The organism is Corynebacterium uropygiale, from assembly GCF_021568315.1.
GTDB lineage: Bacteria > Actinomycetota > Actinomycetes > Mycobacteriales > Mycobacteriaceae > Corynebacterium > Corynebacterium uropygiale.
Genome location: NZ_JAKGSI010000002.1, coordinates 87,834 through 101,063, shown reverse-complemented (window position 1 = coordinate 101,063; position 13,230 = coordinate 87,834). Strand labels below are relative to the sequence as shown.

The 13,230-nt window shown below is 67.4% G+C and carries 13 protein-coding genes; 2 read left to right on the top strand and 11 right to left on the bottom strand.

Going from position 1 to position 13,230, the window contains the following annotated elements:
- Nucleotides 1-67 precede the first annotated feature (67 nt).
- Both L1O03_RS03965 and L1O03_RS03960 read left to right on the top strand, forming a co-directional pair.
- Entirely contained in the window at nucleotides 68-1,333 is a 1,266-nt protein-coding gene (locus tag L1O03_RS03965; RefSeq protein WP_236118146.1) for an amidohydrolase, read from the top strand.
- A 118-nt stretch (nucleotides 1,334-1,451) separates the two neighbouring features.
- Nucleotides 1,452-3,842, top strand: a complete 2,391-nt coding sequence (locus L1O03_RS03960; RefSeq protein WP_236118145.1) for a glycogen/starch/alpha-glucan phosphorylase — start codon at nucleotides 1,452-1,454, stop codon at nucleotides 3,840-3,842.
- A gap of 95 nt (nucleotides 3,843-3,937) precedes the next feature.
- Here L1O03_RS03960 and pyk read toward each other — a convergent pair whose 3' ends face one another.
- The 11 genes from pyk to L1O03_RS03905 all read right to left on the bottom strand — a co-directional run bounded on the left by pyk (nucleotide 3,938) and on the right by L1O03_RS03905 (nucleotide 13,230).
- Nucleotides 3,938-5,365, bottom strand: a complete 1,428-nt coding sequence (pyk, locus tag L1O03_RS03955; RefSeq protein WP_236118144.1) for a pyruvate kinase — start codon at nucleotides 5,363-5,365, stop codon at nucleotides 3,938-3,940.
- A gap of 135 nt (nucleotides 5,366-5,500) precedes the next feature.
- Nucleotides 5,501-6,463, bottom strand: coding sequence for a prolipoprotein diacylglyceryl transferase (gene lgt / locus L1O03_RS03950; protein WP_236118143.1), 963 nt, complete (start codon nucleotides 6,461-6,463; stop codon nucleotides 5,501-5,503).
- Between the two features lie 48 nt (nucleotides 6,464-6,511).
- Nucleotides 6,512-7,318, bottom strand: coding sequence for an indole-3-glycerol-phosphate synthase TrpC (locus L1O03_RS03945; protein ID WP_236118142.1), 807 nt, complete (start codon nucleotides 7,316-7,318; stop codon nucleotides 6,512-6,514).
- Nucleotides 7,319-7,437: 119 nt separating this feature from the next.
- On the bottom strand, nucleotides 7,438-8,130 hold the full coding sequence (locus tag L1O03_RS03940) for a TIGR02234 family membrane protein (RefSeq protein WP_236118141.1): 693 nt from the start codon (nucleotides 8,128-8,130) through the stop codon (nucleotides 7,438-7,440).
- Nucleotides 8,131-8,178: 48 nt separating this feature from the next.
- On the bottom strand, nucleotides 8,179-8,562 hold the full coding sequence (hisI, locus tag L1O03_RS03935) for a phosphoribosyl-AMP cyclohydrolase (protein ID WP_236118140.1): 384 nt from the start codon (nucleotides 8,560-8,562) through the stop codon (nucleotides 8,179-8,181).
- A complete protein-coding gene (gene hisF, locus L1O03_RS03930) occupies nucleotides 8,559-9,335 on the bottom strand; it encodes an imidazole glycerol phosphate synthase subunit HisF (RefSeq protein WP_236118139.1) in 777 nt (258 codons plus the stop codon). The genes hisI and hisF overlap by 4 nt, the downstream gene beginning before the upstream one ends.
- A 24-nt stretch (nucleotides 9,336-9,359) precedes the next feature.
- On the bottom strand, nucleotides 9,360-10,148 hold the full coding sequence (locus tag L1O03_RS03925; protein ID WP_236118138.1) for an inositol monophosphatase family protein: 789 nt from the start codon (nucleotides 10,146-10,148) through the stop codon (nucleotides 9,360-9,362).
- Between the two features lie 2 nt (nucleotides 10,149-10,150).
- A complete protein-coding gene (gene priA / locus L1O03_RS03920) occupies nucleotides 10,151-10,897 on the bottom strand; it encodes a bifunctional 1-(5-phosphoribosyl)-5-((5-phosphoribosylamino)methylideneamino)imidazole-4-carboxamide isomerase/phosphoribosylanthranilate isomerase PriA (RefSeq protein ID WP_236118137.1) in 747 nt (248 codons plus the stop codon).
- 23 nt (nucleotides 10,898-10,920) lie between these two features.
- On the bottom strand, nucleotides 10,921-11,556 hold the full coding sequence (hisH, locus tag L1O03_RS03915; RefSeq protein WP_236118136.1) for an imidazole glycerol phosphate synthase subunit HisH: 636 nt from the start codon (nucleotides 11,554-11,556) through the stop codon (nucleotides 10,921-10,923).
- A 25-nt stretch (nucleotides 11,557-11,581) separates the two neighbouring features.
- Nucleotides 11,582-13,015 carry an MFS transporter gene (locus tag L1O03_RS03910; protein ID WP_236118135.1) on the bottom strand — a complete coding sequence of 478 codons (1,434 nt, stop codon included), beginning with the start codon at nucleotides 13,013-13,015 and terminating at the stop codon, nucleotides 11,582-11,584.
- Nucleotides 13,015-13,230 (bottom strand): hypothetical protein, encoded by a 216-nt coding sequence (locus L1O03_RS03905; protein ID WP_236118134.1) that lies wholly within the window; start codon nucleotides 13,228-13,230, stop codon nucleotides 13,015-13,017. Before L1O03_RS03905 ends, L1O03_RS03910 begins: the two co-directional genes overlap by 1 nt.

The window sequence follows — 13,230 nt, the reverse complement described above, 5'->3', positions numbered from 1 at the left end:
TCCGCACCGCCCGCACGTCCGCACACACCGCACCCGATCGCCCGACCCGGAAGGACTTCATCCCCACATGGTCGATTACGACGCCCTCGCGCACGCCGTCCGCCATCACGACGTGGATCTTCGCTGGCAACACGCCTTCTACGAGGACCTCCACGCCCACCCCGAACTCTCCCAGCAGGAGGAGGAGACCGCCGCCCGGATCCTCGCCGGCCTCGACGGCGTGGAGGGCGAGGTGTTCTCCGGCATCGGGGGCCACGGGATCGTCGTCATCCTGCGCAATGGGGAGGGCCCCTGCGTCCTCTTCCGCGCGGACTTCGACGCCCTCCCCGTCCACGAGCAAACCGGCGTGCCCTATGCCTCCACCCGCACCGCCACCGATCGGGTGGGGCGCACCCAGCCGGTCATGCATGCCTGCGGGCACGATATGCACACCACCGCCCTCATGGGGCTCGTGCACGTCCTTGACCAGCGGCGAGACCTCTGGTCCGGCACCTTTATCGGGCTCTTCCAGCCCTCGGAGGAGAACGGGCAGGGGGCGCTCGCCATGATCGACGACGGCCTGCTCGACCTCGTCCCGCGCCCCGACGTCTGCCTGGGCCAGCACATCATGCCGGGCCCCGCCGGCACGGTGCACACCATGCCCGGCGCGCAATTCGCCACCTGTGACTCCATCCGGATCACCATCCCGGGGCGAAGCTCCCACGGCTCCATGCCGCACAAGTCCATTGATCCGACGTTTGTCGCGGCGATGATCATCGTCCGCCTCCAGGGGATTGTGGGCCGGGAGGTGGACCCGAATGATTTCGCGGTGGTATCCGTCGGCACCCTTCGCGCGGGGACGGCGAATAACATCATTCCGGAGTCGGCGGAGCTCGTGCTCAATTGCCGTTTCTATGACACGGACGTGAGGACGAGGGTGTATGCGGCGATCCGTCGGGTCGTGGAGGCCGAGTGCCTGGCCTCGGGGTGCCCGCGCGCCGCGGAGATCGAGTTCTTTGATCACGGGGAGATGATCGACAATGACCCGGAGACGTTCGCCTTCGTGCGCCCGGCCTTCGATGCCGTGTTCGGGGAGGATTCCGTCGACGCCCGCCGGGTGACACCCTCCGAGGACTTCGCGAACCTCCCGAAGGCGTGGGGCGTGCCCTATCTCTACTGGGTCGTGGGGTGCACGCCGCGGGAGCAGTGGGCGGAGGCCGCGGCGGCCGACCGCATTGACCAGGACATTCCGGTGAATCACCAGGGCACCTTCCTTCCCGACCCCGAGCCCACCACCTACGCCACCACCCACGCGGCCCTCGCCGCCGTCCTCAGCTACCTGCACCGGAGCTGAGCAGGCTGCGAGGCCTCCGCAGTGTCGGGGGCCAGTTTTCGCTCGGATAAAGTAGACACTATTGTCACTTGCTGACTAGTCATCGAACGCTCTCATCGATCAGGAGAACTCTCGTCCTATGACCGACACCGCTTCTCACCCTGCGCTGTCTCAGACCATCGGCGGCCACGTCCGTGCCGCGGCCGGCAAGAGCCCGGAGTCCGCGAGTGCCCGGAAGTTCTGGTTCGGCCTCTCCGACGCCGTCATGGAGAACCTCGCCGACAACTGGGAGGCCACCACCAAGGCTTATGCCGCCACCCGGCAGCAGCACTACTTCTCCGCGGAGTTCCTCATGGGACGCGCGCTGCTCAACAACCTCACGAACCTCGGCCTCGTCGATGAGGCGGAGAAGGCCGTGAGCGAGCTCGGCCACTCCCTCAGCGACGTGCTCGAGGCGGAGAACGACGCCGCCCTCGGCAACGGTGGTCTGGGCCGCCTGGCGGCGTGCTTCCTCGACTCCTGCGCGACGATGGACCTCCCCGTCACCGGCTACGGCCTCCTCTACCGCTATGGCCTCTTCCGCCAGAGCGTCGAAAACGGCTTCCAGGTCGAGCAGCCGGATGCCTGGAAGGAGGATGGCTACCCCTTCGTCATCCGCCGCGAGGATGAGCAGTACACCGTGACCTTCGATGACATGGTGTGCCGCGCGATCCCCTATGACATGCCCATCACTGGCTACGGGACCGACAACGTCGGCACCCTCCGGCTGTGGAAGGCCGAGCCCCTCCACGAGTTCGACTACGAGGCCTTCAACTCCCAGCGTTTCACCGACGCCATCGTCGAGCGCGAGCGCGTCATGGACCTCTGCCGCGTCCTCTACCCCAATGACACGACGTACGCCGGCAAGGTGCTGCGCGTGCGCCAGCAGTACTTCTTCACCTCCGCCTCCCTGCAGAGCATGATCGCGAACTACATCGCGCACCACGGGGAGGACCTGCGCGACTTCGCTCGCTACAACTGCATCCAGCTCAACGACACCCACCCGGTGCTCGCCATCCCGGAGCTCATGCGCCTGCTCATGGACGATCACGGCCTCGGCTGGGAGGAAGCCTGGGGCATCGTCTCCGAGACCTTCGCCTACACCAACCACACGGTGCTGGCCGAGGCCCTCGAGCAGTGGAGCACGTCCATCTTCCAGCAGCTCTTTGGCCGCGTGTGGGAGATCGTCTGCGAGATCGACCGCCGCTTCCGCGAGGACATGCGCTCCCGCGGGCTCGACGAGGAGCGCATCAACTACATGTCCCCCGTCCACGACGGGAACGTGCACATGGCATGGATCGCGTGCTACGCCTCCTTCTCCATCAACGGTGTGGCGGCGCTGCACACGGACATCATCCGCGCGGAAACCCTCCGCGAGTGGAACGACATCTGGCCCGAGAAGTTCAACAACAAGACCAACGGCGTCACTCCGCGCCGCTGGCTGAAGATGTGCAACCCTCGCCTCGCCGAGCTTCTCACCCGCCTCTCCGGCGACGACGCCTGGGTGACCGACCTCGACCGGCTCGCTGAGCTGCGCCACTTCGCGGAGGACGACGCCGTCATGGACGAGCTCCTCGCGATCAAGGACGCCAACAAGAAGGACTTTGCCGCCTGGATCAAGGACCGCCAGGGCGACACCCTCGATCACCACTCCATCTACGACGTCCAGATCAAGCGCCTCCACGAGTACAAGCGCCAGCTCATGAACGCGCTGTACATCCTCGACCTCTACTTCCGGATCAAGGTGGACGGCGAGAACACCATCCCGCCGCGCACCTTCATCTTCGGGGCGAAGGCCGCGCCGGGTTATGTCCGCGCGAAGGCAATCATCAAGCTCATCAACGCCATCGCGGAGCTTGTTAACAACGATCCCGTCGTGAGCCGCACGCTCCGCGTCGTCTTCGTGGAGAATTACAACGTCTCCCCCGCCGAGCACATCATCCCGGCCGCCGACGTCTCCGAGCAGATCTCCACGGCCGGCAAGGAGGCCTCCGGCACGTCGAACATGAAGTTCATGATGAACGGCGCGCTCACGCTCGGCACCCTCGACGGGGCGAACGTCGAGATCGTCGATGCCGTGGGCGAGGAGAACGCCTACATCTTCGGCGCCCGCAATGAGGAGCTCCCCGAGCTGCGCCGCACCTACCGCCCGCGCGACGCCTATGAGACCGTCCCGGGCCTGCGCCGCACCCTCGATGCGCTGGTCGACGGCCACCTCGACGACGGCCAGTCCGGCATGTTCCACGACCTCCTCGGCTCCCTGCTCGACGAGGGCGGCTGGGAGACCCCGGACGTCTACTACGTGCTCGGCGACTTCGCGAGCTACCGCGAGACGCGCGACCGCATGGCCCACGACTATGTCAATGACCGCCGCGCCTGGGCCCGGAAGTGCTGGATCAACATCTGCGAGTCCGGCCGCTTCTCCTCCGACCGCACCATCGCCGATTACGCCCGCGAGGTCTGGCACCTCGACGCCACCCCGATCCGCTAAAACCCCGCGCACAGACGAAGGCCCGGCCAGCACTGCGCTGGCCGGGCCTTGTCGCTGCGCCGGGGCGCAGCGTCAGAGTCCGCGTGTCCTCCGTGCTACTTGGCGGAGTGGGACACGTCCTCACCGAGGAGGTGGACGTGGATGAGGTTCGTGTTGCCGGAGACTCCGGGCGGGGTGCCGGCTACGACCACCATCATGTCGTCGCGCTCATACTCCTTCATGGCGAGCAGCGCGCCGTCGACCTCGTTCATCATCGAGTCGGTGTCGTGCACCGGGTCGCAGAGGAAGGTCTCCGCACCCCAGGTGAGCGCCAGCTGGGAGCGCACCGCCGGGTTCGGAGTGAATACCAGCAGCGGCAGCGGGGAGTGGAGGCGCGCCACGCGGCGGGCCGTGTCGCCGGAGGTGGTGAAGGCGACGATGGCGCGGGCGTTGAGGCGCTCGGCGATGTCACGCGCGGAGTAGGAGATGACGCCTCGCTTGGTGCGCGGGACGTGGGTAAGCGCCGGGACGCTGCCCTGGGACTCCGCGTGGCGGACGATCTTCGCCATGGTCCGGACGACGTTCTGCGGGTCCACGCCCACGGAGGTCTCGCCGGAGAGCATGACGGCGTCGGTGCCGTCGAGAACGGCGTTGGCGACGTCGGAGGCCTCGGCGCGGGTCGGGCGGGAGTTCTCAATCATGGAGTCGAGCATCTGCGTCGCCACGATCACCGGCTTCGCGTTCTCGCGGGCGATCTGGATGGCGCGCTTCTGAACCAGCGGCACCTGCTCCAGCGGCACCTCGACGCCCAGGTCACCGCGGGCGACCATGATGCCGTCGAAGGCCATGATGATGGACTCGAGCGCGTCCACGGCCTCGGGCTTCTCCAGCTTCGCGATGACGGGGACGCGGCGGCCCACCTCGTCCATGATCTCGTGGACGAGCTCGACATCCGCCGGGGAGCGGACGAAGGAGAGCGCAATGATGTCAACACCCAGCTTGAGGGCGAAGCGCAGGTCCTCCTTGTCCTTCTCGGAGAGCGCGGGGACAGAGACGTTCATGCCCGGGAGGGACACGCCCTTGTTGTTGGAGACGGGGCCGCCCTCGGTGACCTCGCAGACCACGTCATTGCCTTCGACGGCCACACAGACGAGGCCCACCTTGCCGTCGTCGACGAGGAGGCGGTCGCCGGGGTGGGCGTCCTTCGCGAGGCCCTTGTACGTCGTGGAGACGCGATCGTGGGTGCCGGGAACATCATCAATGGTGATGCGGACGGTCTCCCCCGTCTCCCAGAACGTAGAACCATCAGTGAAGCGCCCGAGACGGATCTTGGGGCCCTGGAGGTCGGCGAGGATGCCGACGGCGCGGCCGGTCTCATCGGTAGCCTCGCGCACCCAGCGGTAATTCTGCTCGTGATCGGAATGATCGCCGTGCGAGAAGTTCATGCGCGCGACGTCCATGCCGGCCTCAACCAGGGAAAGGATGCCTTCCTTGCTGGCGACGGCAGGGCCCAAAGTGCACACAATCTTGGTTCTTCTATCCACTGAAATTCATCACCCTCATCACATCATTCGGAATCAAACAGAACGGGATCTGTCCGATTATGTTGGCATCTGCCCGTTCGGGTTCGCATTCTAAGGGAAATCATCCGTGATCCCGAATGAGCATCGACTCAAACGCTACCCGTCTTTCCCTGAACCTTCTATGGCACGATGACCTGAATCACCTTCACTCCCACTGACCTGCGATTTTGCACCGTCGGGAATGATCTGTGCCCCATCGGCCAGGGGAGTGACCTCTTGCTCACTTTCCCGCCCGCGGGGCAGCCTCCAAAAGACCACGAGGGCGGCCACGCACACCACCACCGCCACGATGACGTTGATCCTGATTCCGCCGACCAGCGTCGCCTCATCCGAGCGCATGTTCTCCACGACAAAACGCCCGGCGGTATAGAGCGCAACGTAGAGGGCAAAGACCCGGCCGTGCCCCAGGCGGAAGCGGCGGTCGGCCCACAGGAGAACGAGGCAGACGAGGACGTTCCACACAAGCTCATAGAGGAAGGTCGGGTGCACGGTGGCGAGCACCACGCCCGTCGAGTGCCCGGTGAGCGGGGCCACGCGGCCGGCGTCATCGACCCGCTGATAAATCTCCAGAGCCCAGGGCACCGACGTCGGGCGGCCATAGAGCTCCTGGTTAAACCAGTTCCCCAGCCGTCCGATGGCCTGCGCGAGGATGATGCCCGGCGCGATGGCGTCGGCAAAAGGAGCGAGAGGGACCCGGCGCCAGCGGAAGAACAGCCACGTCCCCACGCCGCCGAGCGCCACCGCACCCCAGATGCCCAGGCCGCCGTTGGTGATCCTCAGCGCGTCAATGGGATGTGCCCCGGGGCCGAAGTACTTCTCATAGTCCGTGATGACGTGGTAGAGGCGGCCCCCGATGATGCCGCAGGGGATCGCGACGATCGCCGCATCCCACACCAGGGAGTCATCGCCGCCGCGTGCCGTGTAGCGGCGGACGCTCATCCACAGGGCCACGATGATGCCCGCGATGATGCAGAGGGCATAGGCGCGGATCGGGATGGGGCCGAGGTACCACACCCCCTGCGGCGGGGAGGGCAGTCCAGCAAGATACTGAGTAGTCACTCCCCTAGTGTGCCTGATGGCAAAGCCAGGGTGGCGATACCCCGTGCCCTAACCTGCAAGCGGGTGCTGAGAGGCCGTCACCATCGCCCGGGTGAGCGAGCCCGGCGTGTGCTGTGCGCAGCGGGCGGCCGACACCAGCACCCCGTGGGCGTGCTGCCGCGCGTGGAGGATGAGGTCCGACTCCGTCTTCACCCCGCTGAGCATGATGAAAGGAACTCCCGCCTCGTGCAGCATGGGGGCCACGCGGACGACGAGCCCCGGGTCCCGCCGGGAGCATACCCATCCCTGCGGGTTGAGCCCCACCATGCCCGCGCCCAGGCGGAGGGCGTGATGGGCGGACTGGGTATCACGCACCTCGAGGAGCGGGGTGAGCCCGAGCGACTGCGCCCGGTCCACCAGGGACTCCACGTGATGCTGTCCGAGGAGGCCCACCGGGATGCTCACGACGTCGGCTCCATAGAGCTTGGCCTCGTGGAGCTGATAGGGGTCCACGATAGGATCCCGGCAGATCATGGGGATGTCCACGGCCCGCTTGGCCGCCGCCATGTCCTCGCAGGTGCTGCAGAAGGCCGGCATGTCCGTGTGGCAGGACAAAAGGGCCGCCCCGTGGGCCTCGCACTCGCGGGCGACGTCGGCGATACTCGTCATCTCCCAGCGGGAATCCCCGGGAGGAATGCACCCGGGCAGCTCGGTGATGACGGAGCAGCCCGGGGAGAGAAGAGCGGGGAACGGATCACGCGGGGCGGGAGCCGCCGCGGCGCGGACTTTGATGTCGGCGAAGGGCAGCTGGGCTTCCCGCAGCGCAACTCGCCGCCGCACTTGGGCGAGCACGTAGTCGACGATGACGGGTGCCATGGAGGCCCTCACCTCGCTTTCTTTCACCCTCCCGCACCCCTGCGGACGGTGAATTAGAGCACGATGCTGATCTTGCTGCTTAGATTAACCTGTCCCCCACGGGAAGAGAAATTGAGCCCCTATTTCCGCTTCTCCCCCTGCTCGCGGGTGCTCTCCGGGGACTCCTCCACGTCGGTGGGGTCGAGATCCGCGTCGAGGGCATCCCAGAGGACGCGGCCGGAGTCGGGGTTGTCCTCGAGGTCCTCGGCGATGCGCTCCTCCTTGAGCTTCTTGCGCTCATAGGCCGTCGAGCGCGGGGCATCCCCGCCCGGCCGAATAGCCAGCAAGACACCCCCGAAGAGCGCGAGGGCACAGCCAAGGATCGCGATGAGTGGACCCGCCGGGTGCACCGTGATGTCGGTGATCTGCGCCCACTCGCTCAGCGCGACCGGATCGGCGAGCTTTGAGTGCGCGGCGCTGCTCGTGAGGATGGAGCGGGCGCGCTCGGCGCTCGCCCCCTCAAGGAGCACGGTGAGCGGCGCCCACGCGCAGCCAGCCGCCACGATCGCGGCAAGGATCCCGACGATCCGCCGGCCCCAGCGTCGGAGAGCGAATCCGGCAATGCAGGCCGCCGCCAAGACGAGGGCCAGGGCGGTGATCTCCGTCGACCACGACGCCCCGACGATGTCCTCGTGGTGGACGCCGGACTTGTCGTCATCGGCCACCACGCTCACCCAGCTCATGCGGGAGGCAGCCCACACGATGAGCGCCGCCGCCCCCAGCGCGATCGCTGCGAAGCGTGCGCGCCGTCGGTCCTCGGTCCCAGTCTCCACGTCCTTCACTCTCTTCTTTCTGCCTCGGTGCCCCGCACGGGGTGCGCATTACAACAGCTGGTCTGCGTCAAAGCACGTGCGGGTGCCAGTATGACAGGCCGCGCCCTTCTGGTGAACCTTGAGGAGGACCGTGTCCCCATCGCAGTCCAGGCGCACCTCCGTGACCTCCTGGGTATGCCCCGAGGTCAGGCCCTTGATCCAGTATTCCTGGCGGGAGCGCGACCAATACGTTCCCCGACGGGTGGCGATGGTGTAGGCCAACGCGTGGGTGTCCATCCACGCCATCATGAGGACCTCGTCTCCCCCATCGGCGGACTGCACGATCGCCGGCACGAGTCCGGCGTCGTTGAGGGTGAGGCGCTCGGCGATCTCCGGGGGGAGGATGTAATTCTTCGGGTCATCGCCGGTGTTTGGTGGGGTGGCAGGAATCATCGGCGCACCTCGTAGCCGCCCTCACCCAGGGCATCCTTGACCTCGCCGATGGAGACCTCCCCAAAGTGGAAGATGCTGGCGGCGAGCACCGCGTCCGCGCCGGCGCTGATCGCCGGCGGCATGTGCGCGGCCGTCCCCGCCCCGCCGGACGCGATGACCGGCACGCTCACGACATCCGCCACGGCGGAGATGAGCTCCAGGTCAAAGCCGTCCTTGGTGCCGTCGCCATCCATGGAGTTGAGGAGGATCTCCCCCACTCCCAGCTCCTCCCCGCGGCGGGCCCACTCGATGGCATCGATCCCCGCGCTGCGGCTGCCCCCGTGGGTGGTGACCTCGAAGCCGGAGGGTTGGGGCGTGCCGCCCTCGGGGACGCGGCGTGCATCCACGCTGAGCACGATGCACTGGGCCCCGAAGCGCCGGGAGAGCTCGGACAGCAGCTCGGGGCGGGCGATGGCCGCCGTGTTCACCGAGACCTTGTCCGCGCCGGCGCGCAGGAGCTGGTCCACGTCCTCCTCGCTGCGGACCCCTCCCCCGACGGTGAGGGGAATGAAGACCTGCTCGGCGGTGCGGCGGACCACGTCGAGCATGGTGCCGCGGCCGTCCTTGGAGGCGGTGACGTCGAGGAAGGTGAGCTCATCGGCGCCCTCTTCGTTGTAGCGCTTGGCGAGCTCGACGGGGTCCCCGGCGTCGCGGAGATTCTCGAAGTTCACCCCCTTGACGACGCGCCCATTGTCGACGTCCAAACAGGGAATCACGCGCACTGCGACCGCCATGAGGGCACTGATCCTTTCACGAAGCTAGGCTTTGAGAACTGACCTTATCGTAGTCATGATCGCCTCGTGGGCCTCCGGCGACCCCACCACGCAGCCCTCCGAGTGGAGGGTCCACGGCTCCCCGCGGGTGTCCGTGATGAGGGAACCCGCCGCGCGGTTGAGCACGATCCCCGCCGCGTTATCCCACACGTGCGGGGAGAAGGACACCGCCCCGCTGAAGATGCCCTGGGCACAAAATCCCAGGTCAACACCCACAGAGCCGGTGATCCGGGGGCGCAGGAAGGTTCCCGTGAGGTCGCCCAGGAGCCCCTGGCGCACGAGCGAGGGGAAGGAGGAGGACTGCTGCGATGCCACCGAGGAGAAACCCACCTGACCCGAGCGCCCCTCCCCGGAGGGAAGGCGCGTGGCCGGCTCGCCATTGACGAACAGGGGGCTTCCCTCATAGGCGGCGAGGCGGCGGGAGAGCGTCGGGAAGGAGGTGAGCCCGAGGACCGGCTCGCCATCGACGAGGAGGCTGATGAGGATCGCGCAGAGCGGGTTCTGCACGGAGTAGTTGGCCGTGCCATCAATGGGATCAACGACCCACACGGCCTCCGACGCGAGCGTCCCGCCCTGCTCCTCCCCGTAGACGGGGATTCCGCTCAGGTCTTCGAGTCGCTCGCGGAGGACCTCCTCAATGGCGACGTCGACGTCCGTCGCGAAGTCCCCGGAGCCTTTCCACTGGCTCGGGCCCGCGCCGAGCCCGTCGAGGAAGAGGCGCTCGGCGTCCTCGCAGACGCGCTCCGCGATCCTCAACTGTGCCGCGAGGTCCATGCTTACTCCCCGGAGCGTGTGCGGAGGGCGTCGAGGGCCTCGGCGAGCGTGAAGCGCTTCTCATAGAGGGCCTTGCCGATGATGACGGAGTCAATCCCTTCGTCCTCATACTCGACGAGGCCGAGCACATCATCGAGGGTCGAGATCCCCCCGGAGGCCGTGACCGCCGCATCCGTGGCCGCCGAGACATCCCGGAGGAGCTCCACGTTCGGCCCGCTCAGGGTCCCGTCGCGCGAGACATCCGTGACCACGAAGCGCTCGCAGCCGGCGGCGTCGAGCCGCTCGAGCACCTCCCAGAGGTCCCCGCCATCGGAGACCCAGCCGTGCCCGCGCGTGCGCCACTCCCCCTCGACGGTGCGGGCGGCGAGGTCGACGGCCACCCGGTCCCCATACTCGCCAAGGACGCGGGCGATCCACTCGGGCTTCTCCAGCGCCGCGGTCCCAATGTTCACCCGCCGGGCGCCGGTCGCGAGCGCGCGCTCCAGCGAGGCGTCGTCGCGAATCCCCCCGGTGAGCTCGACGTGAATGTCGAGCTTGCCCGTGATCTCCGCCATGAGCTCGTGGTTGGAGCCCCGCCCGAAGGCGGCATCGAGGTCCACGAAGTGCAGCCACTCGGCCCCCTGGGCCTGCCACTCCATGGCGGCCTCCAGCGGGGAGCCGTACACCTTTTCCGTCCCGGCCTCCCCCTGGTCCAGGCGGACAGCGCGGCCGTCAACTACATCCACAGCGGGTAAGAGAGTGAAGCTCATGGCTGCCCAGTGTAGCCCGCCCGCTACAGCGAACGCACCCAGTTCTCCAGGAGCGCGAGCCCCGCGTCCCCTGACTTCTCCGGGTGGAACTGCGTTGCCCACAGCGGCCCGTTCTCCACGGCGGCGAGGAAACGATCCCCCTCGTGCTCCGCCCAGCTCACCAGCGGCGGCGTCGTCGGGCCGCCGCCCGGGAAGTCCCAGGTCCGCACGCCATAGGAGTGGACAAAGTAGAAGCGCTCATCCTCCGGGATGCCCGCGAAGAGCGCGGAGCCCTCGCCCCGATCGACGGTATTCCACCCCATGTGGGGCAGGGTGCGCGCCGCAAGTTTCTCGACGATGCCCGGCCACTCCCCGCACCCCTCGGCGCTCACACCGTGCTCCACGCCCTTCTCGAAGAGGATCTGCATCCCCACGCAGATTCCCAGCACCGGACGGTCCCCGGCGAGGCGCTCGCCGATGATGCGCGGGCCCTGAACCCGCCGCAGCCCGCGCATGCAGGCGTCGAAGGCGCCGACGCCGGGCACGAGCAGGCCGTCGGCACCCAGGGCGGTCGCGGGATCCGAGGTGACGGTGACCTCCGCACCGACGGCTTCCACGGCGCGGTGGGCAGAGCGAAGATTTCCGGAGCCATAGTCCAGGAGTGCAACAGTGGGACTCATAGCGACACAGTCTACTGCCTGGGCTTTAGCTCCCCGCGCTCTGGTCTGTGGCCGGCGGCTCCTCGCGCCGCTTCCAGCCGGGCCGCGGCGGGCGTCGCATGACCAGCTTGGTGACCTCCACCGGGCGGGTGGCCACCCGGCGCACCCGTCGAGCCTGATAGACCGCCTGGCGGGCCACCGGCACCTGGCGCAGCCGGGCCCGCATGTTCGAGTGCTCGGTGATGCGGTGCCGGCCGATCACGTGGTCGGCCACCGTCATGAGCAGCCCACCCGCGATGAAGATCGAACCGGCGGCAAAGGCGCCGCTGTAGAAGAAGACGCCGGCCACGGCACCGAGCAGCGTCGAGCCGATGCCCGTCCCCGCGTCATAGGACATATTCCAATAGGTGGAGGCGTCGGAGACACGGGAGCGCGGGAGCCGGAAGAACATGGAGAGCAGCGACTCGTTCTGCACCATGCCGAAGGCCCCGCCAAAGAGGATGCCCGCCACGACGAGGAACCACACCGACCACGACCACTCAATGACCGCCGCCATGAGCGCCGTGCCCACGAACGCCGCGATCTGGGCGGGGATCATCGTCGCCCCGGGCATGCCCTTGCGGTCCGCGATCCAGCCCGACACATAGCGGAACACCATCATCGCGCCGCTCACGATGGCGAGGATGATCCCCGCGATCGCCGGCCCGAGCACCGGGTCCACCTCCTCCACCGCGAGCGGCAGGAAGGAGGAGACCGCACCAAAGGTCATCGACAGGGAGGTCACCGCCAGCGCCGGCACCGTGATGAGCTTCCACGTCGCGGTCACCGGGGTGCCCTGTTCCTCCGGGTACTCATACTGAGAGGTCTCGACGACCGGCGCCGGCCTCAGCCGAGGAATCGCGGCGCACATGAGCGCCGCCACCAGGGCGACCCCCGCCGCAATGATGTACACCCAGGAATAGCCCCACTCCCTGCTCACGCTGAGGCCCACCGGCAGGAAGAACATCTGCGAAAGCCCAATAGAAATGCCCAGCAAGCCCGTGGACTTGCCCAGGAACTTCACCGGGACGAGCTCCGCGCTCAGCGCGGATTGCGCCACGGTGAGGGCGCCGAATCCCATCCCGCGCAGCGCGGAGAAGAGCAACACGATCCACGGATCCATCCCCAGGAGGTGGCCGAGCGCCGGGACCCCGAGCATGAACGCGGAGCCCACCATCACCGGATTGTAGCCCACCGCCCGAAGCATCTTCGGGGTCACCATCTGGGTGAGCACGGTGGCCAGCATGAAGGCGCCCGTCGAGGCGCCGGCGAGGGAGCTCGACCCGCCGCCGTCGACCACAGCCTTCGGGATGACGGGGAGGAGCAGAGCATAACTACCAAAGGCCCCCGCCACCGCGATGAGTGTGGCAACAAAGCCGGGACACTCCCACACCGAGGTGGCGTCGTCGAGAGAGGCGGACGGGAGGTCCCGCGTGGCCACTAGCTCATCACTCCTATCAACCACAGAATTGCACCGACAAGAGACACCGCCGCGATGAGGGCGAACACGATGGTGAGAACCTTATTACCGGCCTGGTACATGGACCACGTGCCGCCCACCATGAGCCCCGCGACGAGGAAGAGAAGGTAGACAAGCCAGCTCATGGAGCTCCCCGAGCCGGCGGAATCTGCGGCCACTATAGCAAGAGCGGGCAT